The sequence below is a fragment of the Streptomyces sp. NPDC004629 genome, assembly GCF_042873595.1.
Lineage (GTDB): Bacteria > Actinomycetota > Actinomycetes > Streptomycetales > Streptomycetaceae > Streptomyces.
In genome coordinates this window covers 272,115-296,130 of the sequence record NZ_JBIALO010000007.1, presented here as the reverse complement: position 1 = coordinate 296,130, position 24,016 = coordinate 272,115, and the positions used below count along the sequence as shown (strand labels likewise).

Below are 24,016 nucleotides of genomic sequence, written 5' to 3'. Positions count from 1 at the left end.
CAAGCGCAAAGGCGTACACGGGGAGCATTCGGCAGAGCACAGCAGCTGAGACAGGACGGTTGCGCGGGCCGGCATGTGCTTTACAGGTAAAATACATGCTAAGTTAGCGGAATGAGCAGTGCGACCCGACTTCCCCTCGCCGGGGTGCTGCGCCTCGGCCGGCCGTCCGACATCTGGTTCAAGCCCGCGCTGAGCGCGGTCGCCGCGGCCGGCCCGCCGAACCTGACCCTGCTCGCGCTCGGCCGCCTCGACCTGGCCATGTACACAATGGCCGGGTCCCTGTGCGCGCTCTACGCCCACAACCGCCCCTACGCCGCCCGCGCCCGGGTCCTGGCCTGGCTGGTGCTCGGCATGACCGGCGGCCTCGCGTTCGCCCTCGTCGCCGCCTCCCTGACCACCGACCCCGTGGTCCTGGTCACCGTCGGCGCGCTGATGGCCGCCGTACAGAAGACGCTCTGCGACGCCGCCCGCATCGGCCCGCCGGGGAACGTGATCCTGACCTTCATCAGCTCCGCCGCGCTGTTCACCCCGCAGACCCTCGGCCAGGTCCCCGGCCACGTCGGTCTGGCCCTGGCCGCGGGCGCCCTGGCCTGGCTGGTCGGCATGGCACCCGGACTGCTGCGCCCGCACGGCCCCGAGCGGCGCGCCACCGCCCACGCCCTGCACACCGCCGCCGGCTACGCCGCCACCCGCGGCACCGGCGACGGCCATACGGCGGCCAGGGCGGCGACGGCCGCCGCCGTGCAGAGCGCCTGGCAGTCGCTGCTGTCCACTGGGGCCAGCGCCGACCGCACCCGGCGCGCTCTGGAACGCCTCGTCGTCCGCGCCGAGGTCGCGCTCGCCGCACCCGCGGACGCGGACCCGGACCAGTTGCGCGCCTGGGCCCGCGCCCTGCGCGGCACCGGACGGGTGCCGCGGGCCGGCCTCCCGGCGGCGGCCGAAGAGGAACTGCTCGGCGTGGCCGCCGAGAGCGCCGCCCCGCGCCGCCCGCTGCGGCTCAGGCTCGCCCCACTCGCCCCACTCGCCGTCCGTACCGCCCTCGGCTGCGCCCTCGCGGGGTACGCCTCCCTCGCCCTCGGTGTCGGCCGCCCCTACTGGGCCCTGGTCACCGCGGCCTCCCTCTACCAGGCCAACGTCGTCCTCACCTGGCGGCGCGGCGTCCAACGCGTCGTCGGCAACCTCGTCGGTGTCCTGGTCTTCGCCGCGGTCGTGCCCGTCGCGCACCTGCACCCGCTGGCCCTGGTGCTGTGCTGCCTCGCCTGCACCTTCGGTGCCGAGGCCCTGATGGGCCGCAACTACTGGCTCGGCAGCGTATGCGTCACTCCGATGGCGCTGCTCATCACCGAGTTCGCCCGGACACAGGACTCCACGGAGCTGATCACCGACCGGGTGCTGGACACCCTCGTCGGCGCCCTGGTCGGATTCGCGGCGGCCGTCGTCGTCACCAACCGCCGCGCCGGCGACCGCATCGAGCACGCGCTGACGGCCGTCGAGCGGGCCCGGGAACGCGCCGCGAGGCTGCTCGCCGAGCCGCGGCCCGCGCCCCGCGACCTGGAGACCGCCCGGCGTGCGCTCGCCGGTGCCCTCGCCGACCTGCGGGCCACGGTGGACGCTGCGTCCGGCGAGTGGTGGCAGCGGGCCCTGCCTCAGGAGCGGGTCGTGCTCGCCGAGCAGTCCGGACACCGTACGCTCGCCGCGACGGTACGGCACCAGGGGCCGCACGCCGGGGCCGGCCCGAGCGCCGAGCAGCCGACCGGGCAGCCGGGTGCGGTGCCGCGGACCCGGACGACAGCGACAACGGAGGACGGACGGCCATGACGGCGACCAACGGACGACCCGCGGCCGGGTACGACACGGCGGGCGGCAGGGACGCGGCGGGCGGCGACACGGTCGCCGCGGTCGTCCGGCAGTGGCGGACCGTCCATCCCGACCTGGACACCGGCCCCATGGAGGTGATCGGGCGCATCAACCGCTGCGCCGCCCTGCTCCAGCAGGCCGAGGACGCGCCACTGCGCCGGGCCGGCCTCAGCCGCCCCGAGTTCGACCTGCTCGGCGCGCTGCGCCGCACCGGGCACGAGCTGACCCCGAGCGAACTGGCCCGGGAGACCTTCTCCTCGGGCGCCGCCGTCACCAAACGCCTCAAGCAGCTGACCGAACGCGGCCTGGTCGAGCGGCGCGGCGACACCCGCGACCGCCGCGTCGCCCATGTCCGCCTCACCGACTCCGGACGGGCCCTGGTCGACGGCATCCTGCCCGAACAGCTCGCCTACGAGACGGCCGTCCTGTCCGTCCTCGCCCCCGAGGGCCAGGGCGAACTGGCCGGACTGCTCGCCGAGTTGCTGAGCCGGCTGGAGGGCCGAATGGGCGCCCTGCGCGCCTGAACCCCCGCTCACCGCTGCTTTCTCGGGGCCGGGACGGGCCCGAGCACGTGTGCCGGGCCGGCCGACGGCAGGCGGCAGACCGGACCTGCTAGATCCCCGGCCGGTACCGCAGGGGATGGTCCGCCGGTACCTGGACCAGCACGATGCGGATGCCGTCCGGGTCGGCGATCCACGTCTCGATCAGGCCCCAGGGCTCCCGCACCGGCGGGCGGACGATCTCCACGCCCTTCGCGCGCAGCTCCGCGTGCGCCGCCGCCGCGTCCTCGACCTGGAGCCACAGCTGCAGCGCCGGGGACGGCGGGGTGTCGGACCGCCCGGACACCTCCAGGAAGCCGCCGCCGAGGAAGTAGACCGTCCCGCGCTCCGGACCCGTGCCGAACTCGCGGTAGACGGCGAGCGCCAGTTGCTCGCCGTAGAAGACCCGGGAACGCTCGGGGTCGGTGGGCCGCAGAAGCGTCCGACTGCTCAGTACATGCACCATGCGCCCGCACCCTAGGCCCTGCCGCCGGCATCCCGCCCGCGACGCGACGCACGCCCTCCGCTCTTCGAGCGGAGCCGGCGAGACCCGTCGGGGAGGGCGCGGCGACGGCGATGGCGACCGGGCCAGGCCGGTCCGCAGGCCGCGCCGATGCCGGACTCCGGGCCCGGATCCGGCCCACCGGCCCACCGGCACTGTGGGCCGGACGCCACAGGGACCGCCCCGGGCGGACGACGGGGAGCCGATGGGGGGCCGACGACGGGGCCTCGTGGCGGGGTTACTCTCGTCCGAGCCGAGCCGCGTCCCAGATCGGAGACCCCTGCCCATGGACACCGCCGCCACCGGACTCACCTTCCGCGACGCCACCGACGCCGATGTCGACGTACTGGTCGCGCTGATCGAATCGGCGTACCGCGGCGAGGCCAGCCGGGCCGGGTGGACCACCGAGGCGGACATCCTGGAGGGCCGGCGCACCGACCCCGAGGGCGTGCTTGACGTGATCAAGTCGCCCGACAGCAGGCTGCTGACGGTGTGGCGCGAGGGCCGCCCGGTCGCCTGCTGCCAGCTCGAACACCGCGGCGACCACGCCTACTTCGGGATGTTCGCCGTCAGCCCCAGCCGGCAGGGAACGGGGCTCGGCAAACTGGTCCTCGCGGAGGCGGAGCGGCAGGCCCGCGAGACCTGGGCCGTCACGGAGATGCATATGACGGTGATCTCCGTGCGCGAGGACCTCATCGCCTGGTACGAGCGCCGCGGCTACCGCCGTACGGGACGGATGACGCCGTTCCCGTACGGCGACGAGCGCTTCGGCATCCCGCGCCGCGACGACCTGCGGTTCGAGCTGCTGGTCAAGGAACTCGACTGACGCTCACGCTGTGAACCGGCCGGTGCGCTTGATCTGCGGGTAGTCCGTCGTCGCGCCGTCCAGTTCCAGGGCCCGCACCAGCCGCAGGTGTTCCTGGGTGTTGACCACCCAGCCGATGATCCTGAGGTTCGCCTCGCGGGCGTGTTCCACGACTTCCAGGGTGAGCCGCCGGATGTCGAGGCAGACCGTCGCGGCGCCGGCGCCGACGGCGCGTGCCACGACGTCCGTGCCGTAGCGGCCGGCGATGAGCGCGGTGCGCACGCCCGGCACCAGCCGTGCGATCTCGGTGATCGCCTCGTCGTGGAACGAGGAGACCTCCACCCGGCGGGCCAGGTCCCGCCGGAGCATCACGTCGGCCAGCGCGCGGGCCGCCGCCACGTCCTTGATCTCGGCCTGCAGGGGCGCCTTCACGGCGTCCAGGACCTCCTCGAACACCGGGACGCGCTCGCCCCGGCCCGCATCGAGCGTGCGCAGCTCGGCGAGGGTCTTCTCGGCGATCGGGCCGGTGCCGTCGGTCGTGCGGTCCACCTCCGCGTCGTGCATGACGACGAGGGCACCGTCCTTGCTCAGGTGCAGATCGAGTTCGATGGCGTCGAGGCCGGCCTGCTGGGCGGCGACGAAGGAACGGAGGGTGTTCTCGGGCTCGACACCCATGACTCCGCGGTGACCGATGGTAAGGAGGTTCAAGGTTCGACTCGCTTTCCGTCGACGGCGGCTCGGCACACGCGCGGACCGGACGGACGTCGTTGTCCACGCGGCGGAATCGCAGCCTAACCGCCGGGTCTGCCGTTGAACCCGCGCGTACACGGGGGATCGGGGTGACGGGCGGCGCGGTTCTCGGCCTGTACCCCCGGGTGGCCGTCACTCTGGCGTGGGCGAGTCCACCACACGGTTGACCAGCCGGATCCCTGCCCCGCGCGTCCGCGCCTTTCCCGCGCCGCTGCCCCGCCGCCGGCCGTGTGCGGAACCGTTGCCCGAGACGGAAGTGAGGGTCGTCACGATTGAACGCAGGAAAAATAGCGGTTGCGAGGCGGTGTCGCAGGATAATTTCCTGATGGTCCTCTTGCTAGGAGAAACCCCGAATGCATACGGTGTCCTTACGCGAGGTTCTCCCGTGGAGGTTGGGACATGACGGAAATTCTTGTGCAGGCGGGTGCGGGGGAGCAGGTTTCTGCGGCGTCCAGGGTGATCGAGCACCCGGCGTGGCCCGTGCTCAAGGATGCCGTGGAACGGATCCGGCCCTGGCAGTCCAAGGACGGGTCGATCGACTTCGACGCGGAGGGCGCCCCGGACCCGGCCGACGCCGTGGCGGCCGTGCGCGGCGTCATCGGCGCCGTCGAGCGGTTGTCCCCGCTGGTGCCGCACGACGCCGCCTACCACCGGGCGCTCGTCCAGGACCTGCGCCGCTGGGCCGACGACGGCTTCCGGGTGCCCGACTTCCTCGACTCGCTGCTGGCCTTCCAGCCCGCCGCACAGCGCGCCGACGGCCTCCAGCACCTGGTCGTCTTCCCGATGTACACGCAGAACGGCAACCCCGACCGCAACCTGGAGGCGGTCGTGCTGCGCATGGTCTGGCCCGGCTGGCTGGCCGAACTGGAGCGCACCCGCTACGACAACCCGCTGTTCTGCGGCATCACCTTCGAGGACTTCACGGCGGGCTACGACACCAACTCGGCCGTCCTCTTCCCGGAGACCATCGCCGTGCGCGAGGCGCCGGAACGGTTCTCCTGGGGCGGCATCTTCTGTGACCGCGAGGCCGCCCGCTTCCGCCGCGTGACCGCGGCGGCCGTCGACCTGCTGGGCCTTGAGCTGCCCGAGGACATCGCCGCGATGGTGCACGACCAAAAGCGCTGCGAGGAGGCCTTCGTGCTGTGGGACATGGTGCACGACCGCACCCACAGCCACGGTGACCTGCCGTTCGACCCGTTCATGATCAAGCAGCGGCAGCCGTTCTGGATGTACGGCCTCGAAGAGCTGCGCTGCGACCTCACTGCCTTCAAGGAGGCCGTGAAGCTCACGGCCGACGGCGTGGCGCAGGCCCGGGACGTGCAGTACGCGGTGCTCTTCGACCGCATGTTCCGCTTCCCGGTCACCGGCGAGCGCGCGCGCAACTACGACGGCCTTGGCGGTCAGCTCCTCTTCGCGTACCTGCACCGCCACGACGTCGTCCGCTGGACCGACAACAAACTCTCCATCGACTGGGAGCGCGCCCCGCAGGTCACCAACCAGCTGTGCGCCGAGATCGAGAAGCTCTACCGCGACGGCATCGACCGCCCCAAGCTGGTCCACTGGTTCGCCGGCTACGAACTCGTCTCCGCCTATCTCGCCCCGCACCCGGGCTCCAAGTGGGCCAAGGGCCCGGACGCCCTCGATCTGACCCTGCCGCCGCGCAAACTCGTGGACGACGTGCTTCCGGACGAGTTTCCGCTGAGCATGTTCTATGAGGCGTTGTCCAAGAAGCTGAAGAACGTGATCGCCTCGACCCGGGGCATCACGGGGGACGGCGCCGAGCGGGTCGCCGCGTGAGCGACCGTACCGTAGAGGCCCGTACCGAAGAGGCCCGGCAGGGCCGGCAGGCTCAGGAGGCGAAGATGGGGAACGGGAACGGGGAACTGAGCGGCGCGGTCATCGCGGTGGCGGGTGCGGGCGGACCCGCCGGCCGGGCGGCGCTGCGCAGGCTCGCCGAGGCGGGGGCGACGGTCGTCGGAGCGGACAACGACCCGGAGCGGCTTTCGGAGGCCGTGGACGCGGCCCGCTACGCCTCCGGCGGCGCCAGGGTCACCGGCGACACGGTGGACCTGCTCGACCTGCAGTCCACCCGCGACTGGGCCACCCACATCGAGAAGGACTTCGGCCGGGTCGACGGACTCGTGCACCTCGTCGGCGGCTGGCGCGGCAGCGAGACCTTCACCAAGACCAGCCTCGACGACTGGGACTTCCTCGAACTGCTGCTCATCCGCACCGTGCAGCACACCTCGCTCGCCTTCCACGAGGCGCTTCAGCGCAGCGAGCGCGGCCGGTACGTGCTGATCAGCGCCGCCGGTGCCAGCAGGCCCACCGCGGGCAACGCGGCCTACGCCGCCGCCAAAGCCGCCGCCGAGGCCTGGACGCTGGCCATGGCCGACTACTTCCGCAAGGCCGGGGGCGCCGAAGGACCGACGTCGGCGGCTGTCATCCTGGTGGTGAAGGCACTGGTGCACGAGGCGATGCGCGCCGAACGCCCCAACGCGAAGTTCGCGGGCTTCACGGACGTCGGGGACCTGGCCGAGGCCATCGCCGAGATCTGGCGGAAGCCCGCCGCCGAAGTGAACGGACACCGTCTGTGGCTGACCGAGAAGCCGTGAACCCTCCGAGGACCGACGCCCGTCGCCATCACGACCCGCAGGTCCGCGGTTTCGCCAGTGACAACTACGCCGGGGCGCATCCCGAGGTGCTCGCGGCCCTGGCGCTGGCCAACGGCGGTCACCAGGTCGCCTACGGCGAGGACGCCTACACCGAGAACCTCCAGCGGATCGTCCGCAGCCACTTCGGGGCCACGGCGGAGGCGTTCCCGGTCTTCAACGGCACCGGCGCGAACGTCGTCGCGCTCCAGGCGGTCACCGACCGCTGGGGCGCGGTGATCTGCGCCGAGAGCGCGCACATCAACGTCGACGAGGGCGGCGCCCCCGAGCGGATGGCGGGACTGAAGCTGCTCACCGTGCCCACGCCGGACGGCAAGCTCACTCCGGAGCTGATCGACCGGCAGGCGTACGGCTGGGAGGACGAGCACCGGGCGATGCCGCAGGCCGTCTCCATCACCCAGAGCACGGAGCTGGGCACCGTCTACACGCCCGGCGAGATCCGCGCGATCTGCGAGCACGCCCACGCGCACGGCATGACGGTGCACCTGGACGGCTCCCGGCTGGCCAACGCGGCGGCGTCTTTGGACGTGCCCATGCGGACCCTGACCAATGCCGCCGGCGTCGACATCCTCTCCCTGGGCGGGACGAAGAACGGTGCCGTGTTCGGCGAGGCGGTCGTCGTCATCAACCAGGACGCGGTACGCCGCATGAAGCACGTGCGCAAGATGTCCATGCAACTCGCCTCCAAGATGCGTTTTGTCTCGGTGCAGTTGGAGGCGCTGTTCGCCAAGGACCTGTGGCTGCGCAACGCGCGGCACGCCAACGAGATGGCACAGCGGCTCGCCGAGGGCGTGCGCGCGGTGCACGGGGTGGAGATCTGCCATCCGGTGCAGGCCAACGGTGTCTTCGCCCGGCTGCCGCACCAGGTGGGCGAGCGGCTGCAGAAGCGGTTCCGGTTCTACTTCTGGGACGAGGCGGAGGGTGTCGTGCGCTGGATGTGCGCCTTCGACACCACCGAGGAGGACGTGGACGCGTTCGTGGCGGCGCTCAAGGAGGAGATGGCCCACCAGTAGAGCGGCCAGGGGCATGGCTTGCTTCATACATAAATATGCGGTCACCTGAAAAGTCATTGACTCTCGGGTGATCGCATTCCTATGCTCTGCGGGCATGGACCTGATCCAGAACACGCCCGACCTGTCCGCTGAGCGCTTCGCTGGGAGTGCCGCGGTCTGCCGTCGGCCGGGTGCGGGGTTGTCGTGGCTGGTCGCGCAGTTCCCCGCGCCCCTTTGGGGCGCTGGTGGCCGGGGGTCAGTGGGCCTCGGCGGTGCGTAGTTGTTCCTGGGTGGGGGCCGTGCCGCCCAGGTGGGGCGGCAGCCACCAGTGGTCGTCGGCGCCCTTCGGGCGCCCCGGGTAGGCGCGCTGAGCGGCCTCCAGCAGATCCTGGACCCGCTCGCGCAGCCGACGCGTGATCGCACCCGCGTACTGGTCGCGGGGCGCCTCGATCCGCTCGCCGACCCGGATGGTGACCGGCAGGTGGCTGCGCCTGAAGTTGCGCGGGTGGCCCTTGGTCCACAGTCGCTGGGTGCCCCACACGGCCATCGGGACCAGCGGGACGCCCGCCTCCTGGGCGAGACGCGCGGCGCCCGACTTGAAGCTCTTCAGCGTGAAGGACTGCGAGATCGTGGCCTCCGGGAACACCCCGACGACCTCGCCGGACCGGAGGGAGTCCAGCGCGTGCGCGTAGGCCGCCTCGCCCTGCCCGCGGTCCACCGGGATGTGCTTCATCCCGCGCATCAGCGGTCCGGAGATCTTGTGCCGGAAGACGGACTCCTTCGCCATGAAGCGCACGAGCCGCTTCTGCGGCAGGGCCGCCAGCCCGTTGAAGACGAAGTCCAGATAGCTGATGTGATTGCTCACCAGCACGGCGCCGCCCGAGCGCGGGATGTTCTCCGAACCCTTGCAGTCGATCTTGAGGTCCCAGACCTTGAACAGCGTCTTGGCGCAACCGATGACGGGACGGTAGACCAGCTCTGCCATGGGTGGGACGAACCCTTCCTGCTCTGCCGGGGAAAGGCGCTCCCGGCGGACAAGTTACGCGGCCGTAGGTTTACGGCGTCTCGCAGATCGTGCCCGAAGAACGGACGGGGAGCCAGCCCTGGTGCCCCGACGCGGCGAGATTCTCGTCACGTCGGCGGAGCGGTCACCTCGGCCTTTCACGCCCCCCTGCGCTCCGCGCGTACGCCGATGCGCCGTAGGAGCAGAAACAGCTCGCACCCGAGGCAGTAGCCGAACGCCGCGTTCAGGAAGGCGGCGGCGAGCGCCGCGCCGGTAGCCAGGAGCCCCAGCCAGGCGGGGCCCAGCGTGTACCCGACGAGGCCGAGACCGGCGAAGACGAGCCCCACCGCCTGGGCGAACCGCGGCGGTTCGGGCGCCTCGAACGCGGTCGGCGGCCCGATCCGCGGGCGGACGGCCCGGCGGAACAGCCAGCCGTACGGCGACCGGCTCACCCCGCCCGCCGCGCCCAGCGCGAACGCCAGCGTCTGCCAGGCCGACAGCCAGCCGCTCCCGGTGATCAGCACCACGGCCAGCACAACCGTCGTCACGGCCGCCCCGAAGCGCGGCCCCCTCACGTCGATGTCCATGGATCAAGCATTCCGCAGCGCAAACAGGTACGGGAGGCGGGAATCTTTGCAGTCTCGTGAACGCTGCCAAAGAGATGACCGGAGTGATGGTGTGCGTGGCGGTCCTCGCGGCGGCGAGCCTCTACGGAGTGCTGCACAGGCGGCGGAGCGGGAGGGTGCAGGTGCGCGGACGGGACGAGGGGAAGCGGCTCGGGGCGGCCGAACTGGGCGGCGAATTCGGAGAGCGGGCGACGCTCGTGCAGTTCTCCAGCGCCTTCTGCGCTCCCTGCCGGGCGACCCGGCGCATTCTCGGCGAGGTGGCCGACATGGTTCCCGGGGTGGCCCACCTGGAGATCGACGCGGAGTCCCGCCTGGACCTCGTACGGGAACTCGGCATCCTCAAGACCCCCACCGTGCTCGTCCTCGACGCGGACGGCCATGTGGTGCGGCGGGCCGCCGGGCAGCCGCGCAAGGCCGATGTCATCGCGGCGCTGGGAGAGGCGGTGTGACGGCCGTGCCGGTGAGGGTGAGACATCTCCCATGCACAGGAACGTTCTTGACGGTGCGTACCATCCGTCGTCAATGTGACCGCATGGGCACGGAACTCCTTCTCTTCGGGCGCGCGCACGTCGACCTCGCGCGCACCGCGAGCGCGCGCTGTCCGGGCTGTTGAACAGCCACCGACCCGCTCGTCCCCTCCCCGAGAAGGACAACTCCATGACGGCCACGCCCGACCTCGGCACTGCCCGGCTCGCCTCCCCCGAACTGCTGCGCTCCGCCTTCCGGCGGCATGCCGCGGGGGTCGCGGTCATCACCGCCCGTGGCGCCCTCGGTCCGGTCGGTTTCACCGCCACCTCTCTCACCTCCGTGTCGGCCGAGCCCCCGCTGCTCTCCTTCGGCATCGGCACCGGTGCCTCCAGCTGGCCGGCGATATCCGAGACCGGCCACGTCGGCGTCCACATACTCGGTGAGCACCAGCACGAGCTGGCCGCGACCTTCGCCCGCAGCGGCGCCGACCGGTTCGGGCCGTCCACCGCCTGGCGTGAGGGTCCCGAGGGTGTGCCGGTGCTCGGCGGAGTGCTCGCCTGGCTCGTCTGCCGGGTCGTGGGGCGGGTGCCCGCCGGTGATCACCGCATCGTGCTCGCGCAGGTCGAGCTGGGCGACGCCGCCGGGGCCGGCCGTCCCCTCCTGTACCACCAGGGCGGCTTCAACGCGCTCCGGGACTGAGCGCTCTGCGCTGCTTGGGCAAAGCCGTCGGGGTCCGGTTACGCTGCGTTGCGAAGGTCACAGTTCAAAGCGCTTGCTCAGTGGGAAAGAACTGAGTGTACTGATGAGTAATATCTGGTTCGGGGTGTGCGGACGCCCCGACCGGGATCGGCCGCTTCAGGCGCCTATGCTGCCTGCAAGAGGCAGCCCAGAACAGACGAGGCAGTAGGAGAGCCGGCGTGAGCTTGAGGATCGTTGTCACTGTGAAGTACGTGCCTGACGCCACGGGCGACCGGCACTTCGCCGATGACCTGACCGTCGACCGGGACGACGTGGACGGTCTGCTCTCCGAGTTGGACGAGTACGCGGTCGAGCAGGCGTTGCAGATCTCCGAGAACTCCGACGACGACGTCGAGGTCACCGTTTTGACGGTGGGGCCCGAGGACGCCAAGGACGCGCTGCGCAAGGCGCTGTCGATGGGTGCGGACAAGGCGGTCCATGTCGAGGACGACGATCTGCACGGCACCGACGCCATCGGTACCTCGCTGGTGCTGGCGAAGGCGATCGAGAAGGCGGGCTATGACCTGGTGATCTCCGGTATGGCCTCGACCGACGGCACGGGCGGGATCGTTCCGGCGCTGCTGGCGGAGCGCCTGGGTGTTCCTCAGGTGACCCTGCTGTCGGAGGTCTCGGTCGAGGGGGGCTCGGTCAAGGGCCGCCGCGACGGGGACACCGCCTCCGAGCAGTTGGAGGCCCGGCTTCCGGCGGTCGTGTCGGTCACCGACCAGTCGGGTGAGGCCCGTTACCCCTCCTTCAAGGGGATCATGGCCGCGAAGAAGAAGCCGGTCGAGTCCTGGGACCTGTCCGACCTGGAGATCGACGCCGAGGAGGTCGGACTGGCGGGTGCCTGGACGGCGGTCGACTCCGCGGCCGAGCGTCCGGCCCGCACCGCGGGCACGATCGTCAAGGACGAGGGCGAGGGCGGCAAGCAGCTCGCCGAGTTCCTCGCGGGCCAGAAGTTCATCTGAGCCCGCATCCGCCGACCGCCCCCTTCAACTTCCGTACGCAGGAGAGCAATCCCATGGCTGAAGTCCTCGTCTATGTCGACCATGTGGACGGTGCCGTCCGCAAGCCCACCCTGGAGCTGTTGACTCTGGCCCGCCGGATCGGTGAGCCGGTCGCGGTCGCGCTCGGCGCCGGTGCCGCGGGCACCGCGCCGGCGCTGGCCGAGCACGGCGCGGTGCGGGTCCTCACGCACGAGGCGTCCGAGTATGCCGACTATCTGGTCGTGCCCAAGGTGGACGCCCTGCAGGCCGCTTATGAGGCCGTGTCCCCGGCCGCGGTGCTGGTTCCGTCCTCCACGGAGGGCAAGGAGATCGCGGCCCGGCTGGCGCTGCGTATCGGTTCGGGCGTCATCACCGACGCCGTCGATCTGGAGGCCGGCGACCAGGGCCCGGTGGCCACGCAGTCGGTGTTCGCGGCGTCCTTCACGACCAAGTCCCGTGTCTCCAGGGGCACTCCGGTCATCACGGTCAAGCCGAACAGCGCGGCGGTGGAGGCCGCCCCGGCCGCGGGCGCGGTGGAGGCGCTGGAGGTGTCCTTCTCCGAGCAGGCGACCGGTACGAAGGTCACCGGTCGTACGGCGCGTGAGTCGACGGGGCGTCCGGAGCTGACCGAGGCCGCGATCGTGGTGTCCGGCGGGCGTGGTGTCAATGGCGCGGAGAACTTCGCGGTGATCGAGGCGCTGGCGGACTCGCTCGGCGCGGCGGTGGGCGCCTCGCGCGCGGCGGTGGACGCGGGCTGGTATCCGCACACCAACCAGGTCGGGCAGACGGGCAAGTCGGTGTCGCCGCAGTTGTACATCGCGTCGGGTATCTCGGGTGCGATCCAGCACCGTGCGGGCATGCAGACCTCGAAGACGATCGTGGCGATCAACAAGGACCCGGAGGCCCCGATCTTCGACCTGGTCGACTACGGCGTCGTCGGCGACCTCTTCGACGTAGTCCCGCAACTCACCGAGGAGATCAACACCCGCAAGGGCTGATCCCCGCGGGCCGTACGAGGCCCCCGCGACCGCTGGAGCTGAACGCCGGTCGCGGGGGCCTCGGTTCGTCTCCGGGCCGTCACCCCAGGGTCAGGGACGCCTGCACCGGCAGATGGTCGCTCGGGAACTGGCCGTCCGCCGAGAACGTGTTGACCGACGCCCGCCGGGTGGTGACCCCCGGTGTGGCCAGGACCCAGTCGATGCGGTCGCCGTCCGGCGTCAGCGGCCGGTAGCCGTGGAAGGTGGCGTACAGCGGGCCGCGCTCGCCCGCCGTGTCCCACGTGTCGACCAGCCCCGCGTTAAGCAGCGTGTCGTAGACCGTGTTCTTGTGGGCGGCCACGTTGAAGTCACCGGTCACCACGAGCGGCAGCGAGCGGTCGAACCCGTGGACGCGCCCGGCGATCAGGGCGGCGGACCGCTCGCGCGCGTACTGACTCGCATGGTCGAAGTGCGTGTTGAGGACGTAGAACTCCCGGCCCCCGGAGCGCCGGTCCCGGAAGCGGACCCAGGTGACCATCCGGGCGAAGGCCGCGCCCCAGGTGTTCGAGCCGATCACGTCCGGGGTGTCGGAGAGCCAGAAGTGGTCGTACTCGACCGGGGTGAGGCGCTGGGCGTCGTAGAAGACCGCCATGGACTCGTCGCGGCTGCCGTGCAGGCGGCCGGTGCCGATCCAGTCGTAGCGCGGCCCGAGATCGGCGTCGATGTCCAGCAGTTGCGGGAAGAGACCCTCCTGTGTGCCGATGACGTGCGGGGCCTCGCGGCGCAGCAGGCGGCGCATGACCGGCCTGCGGGCGGTCCAGCTGTTCGGCTCGGTGGCGCTCGCGAAGCGCAGGTTGAAGGACATGACCTCCAGCCGGCGGTCCGGCTCCGGCTCCGCCGAGGCGGCGGGTACGGACAGTGCTGTACTGGAGAGGGGCACGGTCACCGCCGCGGACAGGGCGGCCTTGAGACCCAGGCGGCGCGTGACTCGGCTGTGGTTCGGCACGGGGGCTCCTTCGGTGGGAACGGCCGGACGAATCGGTGCTACGGACGCGTGATACCGCCCTACGGGGTGGGCGTGAACATGGCGATATGGTCACGTGGCCGTCCGCGGGCATGCTGTTGACCATCAGGAAGGCCCCCGGATAACTTCGTTCAACGGATTGTTGATTCCGTAGGGCGGAAGGCTCCGTAGGGCGGAAGACTCCGTAGGGCGGAAGACGGAGGGTGCGGATGGGCCAGGGCCAGCAGGAGAAGCCGGCGACGAGCCTCGCGGGTGCCGTCATCGAGGAGATCGGCGCCTCCCTCGCCGCGGTCGACGCCGAGTTGGCGCGCCGCTACCTGGGCGACCCCGGCACCCGGCAGCCCGTCCACACGGTCTACGTCCCCGGCGACGCGTTCGCCGCGGACACCCTCCGCTCCTGGGGCGACCGGGCCCTCGCGGCGCTCGACGAACACGCCCCCGACGCGGCATCCTTCGCCGCCGTCCTCGGCCTCGGCGACGAACTCGCCGGACCCGTGCACGACCGGGTGCGCGCCAAGCTGGAGCGCGAGCCCGTGGAGGACCTGCGGGTCGACTTCGAGGACGGCTACGGACCGCGCCCGGACGCCGAGGAGGACCAGGCGGCCGCCCGCGCCGCCCGGCTGATCGCCGGGGCGTACGAGAACGGCACGGCGGCGCCGTACATGGGCATCCGCGTCAAGTGCCTGGAGTCGGCGGTGCGCGAGCGGGCCATCCGCACCCTCGACATCTTCCTGACGGGTCTCATGGCGGCCGGGGGGCTGCCGCGGGGACTGGTCCTCACCCTGCCCAAGGTGACCTACGCCGAGCAGGTCAGCGCCATGGTGCGGCTCCTGGACGCCTTCGAGAAGACGTGGGGCCTCACACCCGGCCGGCTCGGCTTCGAGATCCAGATCGAGACCAGCCAGGCCATCCTCGCCGCCGACGGCACCGCGACCGTCGCGCGGATGATCCGGGCCGCCGAGGGCCGGGCCACCGGACTGCACTACGGCACCTTCGACTACAGCGCCTGCCTCGGTGTCTCCGCCGCCTACCAGGCCGGTGACCATCCGGCCGCCGACCACGCCAAGGCGGTCATGCAGGTCGCCGCCGCGGGCACCGGTGTCCGCGTGTCCGACGGCTCCACCAATGTCCTGCCGGTCGGGTCGGCGGAGCAGGTCCACGCGGCCTGGCGGCTGCACTACGGCCTCACCCGGCGCGCCCTGGCCCGCGCCTACTACCAGGGCTGGGACATGCACCCCGGCCACCTCCCCACCCGCTACGCCGCCGTGTTCGCCTTCTACCGCGAGGGCTTCGCGCAGGCGGCGGCGCGACTGGCCCGGTACGCCGACCGGGTCGGCGGCGACATCCGGGACATCGGCGACAACGGCGAGATCACGGACGAGCCCGCCACCGCCAAGGCGCTCGGCGGATACCTGCTGCGCGGCCTGGACTGCGGTGCCCTCGACCCCGACGAGGTGCACCGGCTCACCGGTCTGACCCGGCCGGACCTGGAACACTTCGCCGCGCCGCGGCGCGCCTGACTCACGGCGCCTTCATCCCCGCCGCTCGCCCTGCGGGACGCCGCGCCCGGCTGGGGTGGCCGGTGTGCGCGGTCGGCCGGCCGGCGCCGGTCGTCGGCCTCAGCCGGACAGCGGCCTCAGCCGGACGGCGGCAGCTCGCCCGAACCGCGGGTGATCAGCCGGGTCGGCAGCTCGACGCGGTCCGGGGCGACGAGGCTGCCGTCCAACTGCCGGAAGAGACGCTCGGCGGCGGTACGGCCGAGGGCCGCGGAGTCCTGGGCGACGACCGTGACACCCGGGCGGAGCAGATCGGCGAGTTCGATGTCGTCGAAACCGACCAGGGCGACGGGCCGGGTGTGCTCGGCCAGCACCCGGATCACGGTCACTGTCACCCGGTTGTTGCCCGCGAAGACCGCGGTGACGGGAGAGGACGCGGCGAGCATCTCCTCGGCCGCCCGGCGCACCCGCTCCGGGTCGGTCGCCCCCAGGGACATCCAGCCGTCCTCGACGGGTATCCCGGCGTCCTCCATGGCCGCCCGGTAGCCGCGCAGCCGCTCGGCCGCGGTGTGGATGCGGGGCATGTCGCCGATGAAGCCGATCCGGCGGTGGCCGTGGGCGATCAGATGGGCCACGCCGTCGCGGGCGCCGCCGAAGTTGTCGGACAGAACGACATCGGCGTCGATCTTCCCGGCCGGGCGGTCCACGAACACCGTCGCGACGCCCGCCCTGATCTCCGGCTCCAGATAGCGGTGGTCGTCCCCGGCGGGAATGATCACCAGCCCGTCCACCCGCCGTGCGCACAAGGCCAGCGCCAGCTCCTGCTCGCGGTCCGGGTCCTCCGCGCTGGAGCCGTTGATCAGCAGGGCGCCGTGGGCACGGGCCACCTCCTCGACGGCGCGGCTGAGCGGTCCGTAGAACGGGTCGGCGAGGTCCTCCAGGACCAGGCCGATGCTCGCGGTCCGGCCCTTGCGCAACACGCGTGCGCTGTCGTTGCGGCGGAAGCCGAGCGCGTCGATGGCCTCCTGCACGCGGCGCTCGGTGTCCGGGGTGACTCCCGGCTCGCCGTTGACCACGCGGGAGACCGTCTTGAGCCCGACACCGGCCCGCGCCGCCACGTCCTTCATCGTGGGACGGTTGCCGTAGCGGGATCCGGAGAATCGGTCGGCGCGGCGAGTGGTCTCTGGCACGATGCTGCGTCCTGTCCTGTCGTCCACGGGGGGTGCGTAGGTGAATGGGTCGGTATGAGGATGTGGCGTCGAGCATAGAGCCTGGACAACGTTGTCAGATGCGGGAGACACTGTTCACCGCAATCACCGGCCTGCGCCCCCACCGCGAGACGGGGCTGCGTCTCGCTCTGCTTTCTCATGGTTGACGGGGAGATTCGACTCTGATGCACACCGACCTCGTGGCTGCGCTCGACATCGGCGGCACCAAGATTGCCGGCGCGCTGGTGGACGGCCACGGACGGATCCAGGTCCGCGCTCAGCGCTCGACGCCCGCCCAGCAGGACGGCGAGACCGTCATGCGGGCGGTGACGGAGGTGCTCGGCGAACTCGCCAGATCCCCCCTGTGGCGCCGTGCGCGCTCCGTCGGCATCGGCAGCGCCGGGCCGGTGGACGCCTCCGCGGGCACCGTGAGCCCGGTGAACGTGCCGGGCTGGCGCGACTTCCCGCTGGTCGAGCGGGTGCGGGCGGCGACCGGCGGGCTGCCCGTGGAGCTGATCGGCGACGGCGTGGCGATCACGGCCGCCGAACACTGGCAGGGGGCCGCCCGCGGCCATGACAACGCGCTGTGCATGGTGGTCTCGACCGGCGTCGGCGGCGGCCTCGTCCTCGGCGGCCAGCTGCACCCGGGACCCACCGGCAACGCGGGTCACATCGGTCACATCAGCGTCGACCTCGACGGCGATCCCTGCCCGTGCGGCTCCCGTGGCTGCGTCGAGCGGATCGCCAGCGGCCCCAACATCGCCCGGCGCGCGCTGGAGGGCGGCTGGCGGCCCGGCCCCGACGGGGACGCCTCGGCCGCCGCGGTCGCGGCGGCCGCCCGCGCCGGCGACCCCGTCGCGGTGGCCTCCTTCGAGCGTGCCGCGCAGGCGCTGGCCGCCGCCATCGCGGCCACCGCGACCCTCGTGGAGATCGACATCGCGGTGATCGGCGGCGGCGTGGGCAAGGCGGGCGACATCCTCTTCGCGCCGCTGCGCAAGGCCCTCGGTGACTACGCGACCCTCTCCTTCGTGCGGCGGCTGACGGTGACGCCGGCGCAGATGGGCACGGACGCCGGTCTGGTGGGTGCCGCCGCGGCCGCACTGGCGAGGCGGCCGGACGCGACCGCGGCGGGCGTCTGACACCTCTGTCCGGTGCGGAGCGAACGGTGATGCTGGGGCTAACGGTGATGCCGGGGTGAACGGTGATCCTGGCGGAACGAACGGTGATGCCCCGAGCGAACGCTGATGCCGGAGTTAACGGTGATGCCGGGGCGAAACTTGATGCCGGGGCGAAGAGGCACGCGCGGGGGCGTCCGGTTCAGCAGGCGATTCGCGCGTCGGCCCAGTCCGCGTGGTCCGAGTCGATGCCGTCGCCGCCGTCGGTGACCACCAGCCGGACCACCTGGGCACCGGTCACGTCGGCGGTCAGCGGCCGGGCCGGCATCGCGTTGGTCAGGACCCCGGTGGCGGCGACCTTCGTGCCGTCCGCCCAGACCTCGAAGGCGACGGTGCCGTTCGCGCCCTTCTCGTCGTCCACGCCGACGTCCGCGGTGACCGTCTCGCAGGCCCCGCCCGTGTAGTAGTCGACGGAACTCTCCGCGTGGGCGCCGAGCCCCTTGGCGTACCCCACGCCGCCCAGCGTGAGGGGGTTGCCGTCGCCGGCCGCGCTCTCGCCGTTGCTGGTGTCGCGCTCCACGGGACCCCAGCCGTTGGTGGCCGACAGCCATGGCAGATCGCCGAGGTACGACGTCCCGGACGGGGGCGGCACCACGACGGACGCCGTCAGCGGCAGCGCGGTCTCGGCACGGGTTCCCGACGGGGCGCGGTACCGGGCCTTAAGCGTCAGGGCGTAGGACCCCGCCGGTGTGCCGGGCGGCGCGCTCACCCGCCACCCGGTGCGCAGCGACCGGCCCGTCGCGAGCGTCGCCGTCCCGGTGGCCGACGTCGGGGTGACGGCCCAGCCCTCGGGGCCGGTCAGCGCCACCGACACCTGCCGGGCCGGGGTGCGGCCGAGGTCGGTGACCGAGGTCGTCAGTGCGGCAGGGGTGCCCGCCTCGACGTACGGGCCGCCGTCCAGGCCGAGTTCGACCGCCGGGGGGTGCGCGGCCCAGCGGGAGTCCACCTGGACCCGGATGAGGACCGTGCCGTGGGCCGGGACGGTCGCCGAGACGGTGCCGGCGGTGTTGTAGCTCCTGTGCTGCCACAGGTCGCGCAGGGTGTAGCCGGGGGCGTCCGGGAGACCTGCGGCCCGCGCGGTCGTCGAGATGCGCTGGGCGGTGCCGGACTCGTTGAACAGGGCCACCGCGCGGCTGCCGTCCTGCATCTCCTTGGCGACGACCCAGCGTCCGCCCTCGGACGAGACGACCGTGCCCTGCCTGCCCAGCGGGTCCTGGTCGACGGCGATGACCTCCTTGTTGTCCAGGATGTCGAAGGTCGCCCGGGACGCCGTGCGCAGGTCGGTGCCGATGAGGAGCGGCGCCGCCATGATCGACCACATCGAGAAGTGCGAGCGGTACTCGGTGTCGGTCATGCCGCCGTTGCCGACCTCCAGCATGTCGGGGTCGTTCCAGCGGCCGGGACCGGCGTACGGCGCGAGGGGCAGGTTCTGCTTGAGGATCGACAGCATCGAGCCCCAGCTGTCGCTGATGTCCCCGGTCGTCCGCCACAGCTCGCCGAGGTCCGCCGCCCACTCCCAGGGCTTGTTCTGGCCCCATTCGCAGATGCTGTAGACGATGGGCCGGCCGGTCGCCCTCAGGGCGTCCCGCATGGTCGTGTAGCGGACCCTGGCGTCCACGCCCTGGTTGTTGCAGTTGTCGTACTTGAGATAGTCCACGCCCCAGTCGGCGAACTGCCGGGCGTCGCTGTACTCGTGGCCGAGCGCGCCGGGGAAGCCCGCGCTGTTGCACGTCTTCGTGCCGGCGCTGGTGTAGATGCCGAGCTTGAGCCCCTTGGCGTGGACGTAGTCGGCGACGGCCTTGATCCCGCCGGGGAAACGGACCGGGTCGGGGACCAGTTCGCCGTCGGCGTCCCGGCTGGGCAGGGCCCAGCAGTCGTCGAGGTTGACGTACTGGTACCCGGCGTCCTTGAGGCCCTTCGTCACGAAGAGGTCGGCGATGCCCTTGACCATCTCCTCGTCGAAGTCGGCGCGGCAGTGCGTGGAGTTCCAGTTGTTGAAGCCCATCGGCGGCGTGAGGGCCAGGCCGTCGGCGGGGGCGGGCGCGACGGGCGCCTCTGCGGGGGCCGCCGCGGCGGCGGGGACGGCGAGGCCCGCCGCGCACAGCAGACCGGCGGTGAGCGCCCCGACCACTCTTCGGGGGATGGTGCGGGTGTGAGGGTGACGCATCGTTACGTTCCTCCGACTCGCGAAAGTTGGCAATGACGCCATGTACGTGTCATCGATGGGCGTTTACGGTAGGACGTGTCCGACTGTGTTGGAAGGGGGGCGGTACGGGCGTCCGGTATCTCGTCATATCCCTTGATCCATGGGGCATTTCGGAGCAGGGAGCGGTGTCGTGCGTTCGGTTGTGTCGGGCGAGCCGCTCTGCCGCGGCGGCGCGCCCGACGGGCGAACCGCGGTGATCCGCGTGACCCCTGGCCGCCCGGACAGTTGAACCGGGCATGAAGAAACGCAGCATGCTCGCCATCGCCTCCCTCGCCACCGGGCTCGTCGTGGCCGCGATCAGCCCGTCCCAGGGCGCCGGCAAGGACGCCCTCGGCGATCTGCACGTCCCGGACACGTTCGGCTCTGTCGACCACCTCGTCGGCCAGGACGGCCTCGCCCCCGCCGACCACCTCCCGGCGGCGCAGGAGTAGGCCCCGCCCCGGCCCCCGTGGCGCGGCCCCTCAGCTGCGGCTGGTTTCCGTGGCAGTGTGGAGCGGGCAAGCCTCTGGGGGCCGACAGAAGAGGGGGAACCGTGATCGTCTGGGTCAACGGCGCGTTCGGTGCGGGGAAGACGACCACCGCACGGGAACTGATCGAACTGATCCCGAACAGCGCGCTCTTCGATCCCGAGGTCATCGGCGGAACGCTCACGCACCTGCTGCCGCCCAAGCGCCTCGCCGAGGTCGGCGACTTCCAGGATCTGCCGATCTGGCGCCGCCTCGTGATCGACACGGCGGCCGCCATGCTCGCCGAACTCGGCGGGACCCTCGTGGTCCCCATGACCCTGCTGCGCCAGGAGTACCGCGACGAGATCTTCGGCGGCCTCGCCGCCCGTCGCATCGCCGTGCGCCATCTGCTGCTCGCCCCAGCCGAAACGATCCTGCGCGCGCGCATAGCCGGGCGGGAGGTCCCGCCCGACCTGCCCGACGGCGAGATGCGGGTGCGCCAGTGGGCGTACGACCACATCGAGCCGTACCGCGCGGCCCTCGGCTCCTGGCTCGCCGCCGACGCCCACCCCGTCGACACCAGCGCGCTCACCCCGTACGAGACGGCGGTCCGCATCGCCGAGGCCGTCGCCGAGGGCACCGTCGCCCCCTGTGACATCGTGCAGACCCCAGAACCCACCGCGGAGACCCTCGCGGCCGGCGTGCTGCTCTTCGACGAGCAGGACCGCGTCCTGCTGGTCGACCCCACCTACAAGCCCGGCTGGGAGTTCCCCGGAGGTGTCGTCGAACCCGGCGAGGCCCCCGCCCGGGCCGGCATGCGCGAGGTCGCCGAGGAGACCGGGATACGGCTGGCGGACGTGCCGCGGCTGCTCGTCGTGGACTGGGAACCGCCCGCGCCGCCCGGCTACGGCGGGCTGCGGCTGCTGTTCGACGGCGGCCGTCTCGCGTCCGCCGAGGCCGGCTCCCTGCTGCTGCCCGGACCCGAACTGCGCGCCTGGCGCTTCGTCACGGAGCAGGAGGCCGCCGCGCTGCTGCCGCCCGTGCGCTACGAGCGGCTGCGGTGGGCGCTGCGGGCGCGCGAGCGGGGCGCCGCGCTGTACCTGGAGGCCGGCGTCCCGCTCGGCTGACGCCACGATCACCGGCCGGGCAGAGGTGTGGCTTTCCGCCGTCGCCATGGGTGCGCTCCAGGGCGCCTGGAGGACGGGCGGGCCGCGGGGCGCGCCAGGTGTTGAGCGGTGAGCCGCCGCAGGGGCAGGGAGCGTGACGAGTCGGCAGCGCGGCGGCGGCACCGGCCACCCCCTCCGGTCGTGCCCCCGCGCAGGCGCGCACGAACGCCTCCCGCTCCGCAGTGGGGTATTGCCTCGACGGTCACCGTCCCACGCCGTGCCGGTCCGCCGCTTCGCGAAGCACCGCCGCAGCGCGCGCCGTGACGGGATCGCCGTGACCGAAGCAGGCCACCTCCGCGTCGAGGCCCGCGAGCCGGCCGAAGGAGGCGAGCACGCGGGCGCGGTCGAGGTTGAACACACCCGGTATCACCTCGCCGGTGCCGGGCGCGGCGGCCACCGCGTCGCCCGTGAACAGCACACCGTGCTCGGGGAGATGGACGGCGATGCTGCCGTGGGTGTGCCCCGGGACGTGGACGACCCGGGCGCCGCCGCCGAAGTCGAGGACATCGCCGTCCGACAACTCGGTGACCCGGCCGGGGCGCACCGGTTCGCCCGGCGGCAGCAGCTTTGCGGCCCGGGCGTGCAGCGGCCGTTCCCCGTCATCGAAGCGCGGCTCGGGTCCCGGGGCCGTGCCCCGGACCACCGGTGCCTCCAGGTGGTGCGCCAGCACCTCGGCGCCGCTCAGCGCGGCGAACTCGCCCGCCCCGCCCGCGTGGTCCTCGTGGAAGTGGGTCAGCACGATCCGTCGTACGGACGACGGGGCCCGCCCGAGCGCGGTGAGCGCGTCGGCGATCCTTCGGCCGGAGCCGATCGTCCCCGCGTCGATGAGCGTCGCGGTGTCGTCGTCGGACCAGAGGTAGGCCTGGCCGACCGGGAAGCGCAGCAGATGGAGGCGGGGGAGCAGTTCGATGACGTCCATCCGCCGACCGTAGGGAGGGCCCCCGCCCGGGAGCGAGGACCCTCTGCCACGGGCAGAACGGTTCAGCCCGCGGCGTAGTTGCGCAGGAACAGGGCCTCCGCCACCGACAGGCGCTCCAACTCCTGCGGCGAGACGCTTTCGTTCACGGCGTGGATCTGGGCCTCCGGCTCGCTCAGCCCGATGAGCAGGATCTCGGCCTGCGGGTACAGATGGGCGAGGGTGTTGCACAGCGGGATGGAGCCGCCCTGACCGGCGTACTGCATGCTCTCGCCCGGGTAGGCCACCGCCAGGGCGTCGGCCATCGCCCGGTAGGCCGGGCTGGTGGTGTCGGCGCGGAACGGCTGGCCCTGCCCGATCTGCTCCGTGCGCACCCGGGCGCCCCACGGCGTGCGCGTCTCCAGGTGGGCCTGGAGCAGCTTGCTCGCCTCGGCCGCGTCCACGCCCGGCGGCACCCGCAGGCTGACCAGGGCGCGGGCGCTCGCCTGCACGGACGGGGTGGCGCCCACGACCGGCGGGCAGTCGATGCCGAGGACCGTGACGGCCGGCCGGGCCCAGATGCGGTCGGCGACGCTGCCCTCGCCGATCAGCCCGACGCCGTCCAGCACCTTGGCGTCCGCGCGGAACTGCTCCTCGGCGTACTCGATGCCGTCCCAGCGGCCCTCGGCGCCCAGCCCGTCGACCGTGGTGGAGCCGTCCTCGGCGCGCAGCGAGTCAAGGACCCGGATCAGCGCGGCCAGCGCGTCGGGGGCGGCGCCGCCGAACTGTCCGGAGTGCAGATTGCCCTCCAGCGTGTCGACCTGGACCCGTACCAGGGTCATGCCGCGCAGCGTGCTGGTGACGGTCGGCAGGCCGACCCGGAAGTTACCGGTGTCGCCGATGACGACGGCGTCCGCCGCCAGCAGTTCGGGGTGCTGCTCGGCGTACCGCTCCAGACCGCCGGTGCCCTGCTCCTCGGAGCCCTCGGCTATGACCTTGACGGTCACCGGGACGCCGCCGTTCGCCCGCAGCGCGCGCAGGGCCAGCAGGTGCATGATCACGCCGCCCTTGCAGTCGGCCGAGCCGCGCCCGTACCAGCGTCCGTCGCGCTCGGTCAGCTCGAACGGCGGAGTGGTCCAGGCGGCCTCGTCGAGCGGCGGCTGCACGTCGTAGTGGGCGTACAGCAGAACCGTTTTCGCACCCTCCGGTCCGGGCAGGCAGCCGTACACCGACTGGGTGCCGTCCGGGGTGTCGAGCAGGGCCACGTCCTGGAAGCCCTCGGCGCGCAGCGCGCCGGCGATCCAGGCCGCCGCGCCCTCGCTCTCGCTCCTCGGGAACTGGTCGAAGTCGGCCACCGACCTGAAGGCCACCAGCTCGGCGAGTTCCGCCCGCGCCCTCGGCAGCAGCGAGGCGACGGTCTCGGCGACCGGATTCGACGACATGGGCACGCTCCTCGTAGGTGCGACGTTGTAGCGGTGAGTACAC

At 72.3% G+C, this 24,016-nt stretch carries 23 protein-coding genes; 14 read left to right on the top strand and 9 right to left on the bottom strand.

The window, feature by feature from the left end; translation table 11 throughout:
- Positions 1 to 111: 111 nt before the first annotated feature.
- Together ACFYTE_RS13490 and ACFYTE_RS13485 are read left to right on the top strand one after the other, a co-directional pair.
- Positions 112 to 1,818 (top strand): FUSC family protein, encoded by a 1,707-nt coding sequence (locus ACFYTE_RS13490; RefSeq protein WP_388709028.1) that lies wholly within the window; start codon positions 112 to 114, stop codon positions 1,816 to 1,818.
- Positions 1,815 to 2,381 (top strand): MarR family winged helix-turn-helix transcriptional regulator, encoded by a 567-nt coding sequence (locus ACFYTE_RS13485; RefSeq protein ID WP_388709026.1) that lies wholly within the window; start codon positions 1,815 to 1,817, stop codon positions 2,379 to 2,381. The genes ACFYTE_RS13490 and ACFYTE_RS13485 overlap by 4 nt, the downstream gene beginning before the upstream one ends.
- Before the next feature lie 88 nt (positions 2,382 to 2,469).
- On the opposite strand, the gene ACFYTE_RS13480 is transcribed toward ACFYTE_RS13485, so the two are convergent.
- Positions 2,470 to 2,862, bottom strand: a complete 393-nt coding sequence (locus tag ACFYTE_RS13480; protein ID WP_388709024.1) for a VOC family protein — start codon at positions 2,860 to 2,862, stop codon at positions 2,470 to 2,472.
- Positions 2,863 to 3,184: 322 nt separating this feature from the next.
- Here ACFYTE_RS13480 and ACFYTE_RS13475 point away from each other — a divergent pair, with 322 nt between their 5' ends.
- Positions 3,185 to 3,724 carry a GNAT family N-acetyltransferase gene (locus ACFYTE_RS13475; RefSeq protein ID WP_388709022.1) on the top strand — a complete coding sequence of 180 codons (540 nt, stop codon included), beginning with the start codon at positions 3,185 to 3,187 and terminating at the stop codon, positions 3,722 to 3,724.
- A 3-nt stretch (positions 3,725 to 3,727) separates the two neighbouring features.
- Here ACFYTE_RS13475 and ACFYTE_RS13470 read toward each other — a convergent pair whose 3' ends face one another.
- Entirely contained in the window at positions 3,728 to 4,411 is a 684-nt protein-coding gene (locus ACFYTE_RS13470; RefSeq protein WP_388709020.1) for a glycerophosphodiester phosphodiesterase, read from the bottom strand.
- 441 nt (positions 4,412 to 4,852) lie between these two features.
- Between ACFYTE_RS13470 and ACFYTE_RS13465 the strand changes: the two genes are divergently transcribed.
- From ACFYTE_RS13465 to ACFYTE_RS13455, 3 genes are all read left to right on the top strand, one after another.
- A complete protein-coding gene (locus ACFYTE_RS13465; RefSeq protein ID WP_388709018.1) occupies positions 4,853 to 6,250 on the top strand; it encodes a DUF6421 family protein in 1,398 nt (465 codons plus the stop codon).
- 65 nt (positions 6,251 to 6,315) lie between these two features.
- Entirely contained in the window at positions 6,316 to 7,068 is a 753-nt protein-coding gene (locus ACFYTE_RS13460; protein WP_388709123.1) for an SDR family NAD(P)-dependent oxidoreductase, read from the top strand.
- Entirely contained in the window at positions 7,065 to 8,138 is a 1,074-nt protein-coding gene (locus tag ACFYTE_RS13455; RefSeq protein ID WP_388709016.1) for a threonine aldolase family protein, read from the top strand. The genes ACFYTE_RS13460 and ACFYTE_RS13455 overlap by 4 nt, the downstream gene beginning before the upstream one ends.
- A 235-nt stretch (positions 8,139 to 8,373) precedes the next feature.
- On the opposite strand, the gene ACFYTE_RS13450 is transcribed toward ACFYTE_RS13455, so the two are convergent.
- Together ACFYTE_RS13450 and ACFYTE_RS13445 are read right to left on the bottom strand one after the other, a co-directional pair.
- Positions 8,374 to 9,102, bottom strand: a complete 729-nt coding sequence (locus ACFYTE_RS13450) for a lysophospholipid acyltransferase family protein (protein WP_388709014.1) — start codon at positions 9,100 to 9,102, stop codon at positions 8,374 to 8,376.
- Between the two features lie 176 nt (positions 9,103 to 9,278).
- Positions 9,279 to 9,707, bottom strand: a complete 429-nt coding sequence (locus ACFYTE_RS13445; protein ID WP_388709012.1) for a DUF4395 domain-containing protein — start codon at positions 9,705 to 9,707, stop codon at positions 9,279 to 9,281.
- A gap of 74 nt (positions 9,708 to 9,781) precedes the next feature.
- On the opposite strand from ACFYTE_RS13445, the gene ACFYTE_RS13440 reads away from it, so the two are divergent.
- From ACFYTE_RS13440 to ACFYTE_RS13425, 4 genes are all read left to right on the top strand, one after another.
- The gene (locus ACFYTE_RS13440) at positions 9,782 to 10,195 is read left to right on the top strand and encodes a TlpA family protein disulfide reductase (protein ID WP_388709121.1); all 414 of its coding nucleotides are present in this window, start codon (positions 9,782 to 9,784) and stop codon (positions 10,193 to 10,195) included.
- Positions 10,196 to 10,403: 208 nt separating this feature from the next.
- Positions 10,404 to 10,913 (top strand): flavin reductase family protein, encoded by a 510-nt coding sequence (locus ACFYTE_RS13435; protein WP_388709011.1) that lies wholly within the window; start codon positions 10,404 to 10,406, stop codon positions 10,911 to 10,913.
- A gap of 218 nt (positions 10,914 to 11,131) precedes the next feature.
- The gene (locus ACFYTE_RS13430) at positions 11,132 to 11,920 is read left to right on the top strand and encodes an electron transfer flavoprotein subunit beta/FixA family protein (RefSeq protein ID WP_388709009.1); all 789 of its coding nucleotides are present in this window, start codon (positions 11,132 to 11,134) and stop codon (positions 11,918 to 11,920) included.
- A gap of 53 nt (positions 11,921 to 11,973) precedes the next feature.
- A complete protein-coding gene (locus ACFYTE_RS13425) occupies positions 11,974 to 12,936 on the top strand; it encodes an electron transfer flavoprotein subunit alpha/FixB family protein (RefSeq protein ID WP_388709007.1) in 963 nt (320 codons plus the stop codon).
- A gap of 79 nt (positions 12,937 to 13,015) precedes the next feature.
- On the opposite strand, the gene ACFYTE_RS13420 is transcribed toward ACFYTE_RS13425, so the two are convergent.
- On the bottom strand, positions 13,016 to 13,921 hold the full coding sequence (locus tag ACFYTE_RS13420) for an endonuclease/exonuclease/phosphatase family protein (protein ID WP_388709005.1): 906 nt from the start codon (positions 13,919 to 13,921) through the stop codon (positions 13,016 to 13,018).
- 227 nt (positions 13,922 to 14,148) lie between these two features.
- On the opposite strand from ACFYTE_RS13420, the gene ACFYTE_RS13415 reads away from it, so the two are divergent.
- Entirely contained in the window at positions 14,149 to 15,459 is a 1,311-nt protein-coding gene (locus tag ACFYTE_RS13415; protein WP_388709002.1) for a DUF6986 family protein, read from the top strand.
- Between the two features lie 116 nt (positions 15,460 to 15,575).
- Here ACFYTE_RS13415 and ACFYTE_RS13410 read toward each other — a convergent pair whose 3' ends face one another.
- On the bottom strand, positions 15,576 to 16,625 hold the full coding sequence (locus ACFYTE_RS13410) for a LacI family DNA-binding transcriptional regulator (RefSeq protein WP_388709000.1): 1,050 nt from the start codon (positions 16,623 to 16,625) through the stop codon (positions 15,576 to 15,578).
- 203 nt (positions 16,626 to 16,828) lie between these two features.
- On the opposite strand from ACFYTE_RS13410, the gene ACFYTE_RS13405 reads away from it, so the two are divergent.
- A complete protein-coding gene (locus ACFYTE_RS13405) occupies positions 16,829 to 17,782 on the top strand; it encodes an ROK family protein (protein ID WP_388708997.1) in 954 nt (317 codons plus the stop codon).
- A 178-nt stretch (positions 17,783 to 17,960) separates the two neighbouring features.
- On the opposite strand, the gene ACFYTE_RS13400 is transcribed toward ACFYTE_RS13405, so the two are convergent.
- Complete coding sequence (locus ACFYTE_RS13400) at positions 17,961 to 19,985, bottom strand: NPCBM/NEW2 domain-containing protein (protein WP_388708994.1); 2,025 nt, start codon at positions 19,983 to 19,985, stop codon at positions 17,961 to 17,963.
- Between the two features lie 275 nt (positions 19,986 to 20,260).
- Here ACFYTE_RS13400 and ACFYTE_RS13395 point away from each other — a divergent pair, with 275 nt between their 5' ends.
- Complete coding sequence (locus ACFYTE_RS13395) at positions 20,261 to 20,455, top strand: hypothetical protein (protein ID WP_388708991.1); 195 nt, start codon at positions 20,261 to 20,263, stop codon at positions 20,453 to 20,455.
- A 101-nt stretch (positions 20,456 to 20,556) separates the two neighbouring features.
- Positions 20,557 to 21,597 (top strand): NUDIX domain-containing protein, encoded by a 1,041-nt coding sequence (locus ACFYTE_RS13390; RefSeq protein ID WP_388708988.1) that lies wholly within the window; start codon positions 20,557 to 20,559, stop codon positions 21,595 to 21,597.
- A 241-nt stretch (positions 21,598 to 21,838) separates the two neighbouring features.
- Here the strand turns inward: ACFYTE_RS13390 and ACFYTE_RS13385 are convergent, their stop codons facing one another.
- Together ACFYTE_RS13385 and ACFYTE_RS13380 are read right to left on the bottom strand one after the other, a co-directional pair.
- Positions 21,839 to 22,555: an MBL fold metallo-hydrolase gene (locus tag ACFYTE_RS13385; RefSeq protein ID WP_388708986.1), complete on the bottom strand. Its 717-nt coding sequence runs from the start codon at positions 22,553 to 22,555 to the stop codon at positions 21,839 to 21,841.
- Positions 22,556 to 22,617: 62 nt separating this feature from the next.
- Positions 22,618 to 23,973 carry a dipeptidase gene (locus ACFYTE_RS13380; RefSeq protein ID WP_388708984.1) on the bottom strand — a complete coding sequence of 452 codons (1,356 nt, stop codon included), beginning with the start codon at positions 23,971 to 23,973 and terminating at the stop codon, positions 22,618 to 22,620.
- Positions 23,974 to 24,016: the final 43 nt, after the last annotated feature.

What these genes read in the sequence shown, in the direction of transcription:
- ACFYTE_RS13490 (WP_388709028.1), top strand. Translation starts at nt 112, where the DNA reads ATGAGCAGTGCGACCCGACTTCCCCTCGCCGGGGTGCTGCGCCTCGGC.
- ACFYTE_RS13480 (WP_388709024.1), bottom strand. Translation starts at nt 2,862, where the DNA reads ATGGTGCATGTACTGAGCAGTCGGACGCTTCTGCGGCCCACCGACCCC.
- ACFYTE_RS13465 (WP_388709018.1), top strand. Translation starts at nt 4,853, where the DNA reads ATGACGGAAATTCTTGTGCAGGCGGGTGCGGGGGAGCAGGTTTCTGCG.
- ACFYTE_RS13385 (WP_388708986.1), bottom strand. Translation starts at nt 22,555, where the DNA reads ATGGACGTCATCGAACTGCTCCCCCGCCTCCATCTGCTGCGCTTCCCG.
- ACFYTE_RS13395 (WP_388708991.1), top strand. Translation starts at nt 20,261, where the DNA reads ATGAAGAAACGCAGCATGCTCGCCATCGCCTCCCTCGCCACCGGGCTC.
- ACFYTE_RS13380 (WP_388708984.1), bottom strand. Translation starts at nt 23,973, where the DNA reads ATGTCGTCGAATCCGGTCGCCGAGACCGTCGCCTCGCTGCTGCCGAGG.
- ACFYTE_RS13400 (WP_388708994.1), bottom strand. Translation starts at nt 19,985, where the DNA reads ATGCGTCACCCTCACACCCGCACCATCCCCCGAAGAGTGGTCGGGGCG.
- ACFYTE_RS13425 (WP_388709007.1), top strand. Translation starts at nt 11,974, where the DNA reads ATGGCTGAAGTCCTCGTCTATGTCGACCATGTGGACGGTGCCGTCCGC.
- ACFYTE_RS13450 (WP_388709014.1), bottom strand. Translation starts at nt 9,102, where the DNA reads ATGGCAGAGCTGGTCTACCGTCCCGTCATCGGTTGCGCCAAGACGCTG.
- ACFYTE_RS13460 (WP_388709123.1), top strand. Translation starts at nt 6,316, where the DNA reads ATGGGGAACGGGAACGGGGAACTGAGCGGCGCGGTCATCGCGGTGGCG.
- ACFYTE_RS13475 (WP_388709022.1), top strand. Translation starts at nt 3,185, where the DNA reads ATGGACACCGCCGCCACCGGACTCACCTTCCGCGACGCCACCGACGCC.
- ACFYTE_RS13405 (WP_388708997.1), top strand. Translation starts at nt 16,829, where the DNA reads ATGCACACCGACCTCGTGGCTGCGCTCGACATCGGCGGCACCAAGATT.
- ACFYTE_RS13440 (WP_388709121.1), top strand. Translation starts at nt 9,782, where the DNA reads ATGACCGGAGTGATGGTGTGCGTGGCGGTCCTCGCGGCGGCGAGCCTC.
- ACFYTE_RS13435 (WP_388709011.1), top strand. Translation starts at nt 10,404, where the DNA reads ATGACGGCCACGCCCGACCTCGGCACTGCCCGGCTCGCCTCCCCCGAA.
- ACFYTE_RS13445 (WP_388709012.1), bottom strand. Translation starts at nt 9,707, where the DNA reads ATGGACATCGACGTGAGGGGGCCGCGCTTCGGGGCGGCCGTGACGACG.
- ACFYTE_RS13485 (WP_388709026.1), top strand. Translation starts at nt 1,815, where the DNA reads ATGACGGCGACCAACGGACGACCCGCGGCCGGGTACGACACGGCGGGC.
- ACFYTE_RS13415 (WP_388709002.1), top strand. Translation starts at nt 14,149, where the DNA reads ATGGGCCAGGGCCAGCAGGAGAAGCCGGCGACGAGCCTCGCGGGTGCC.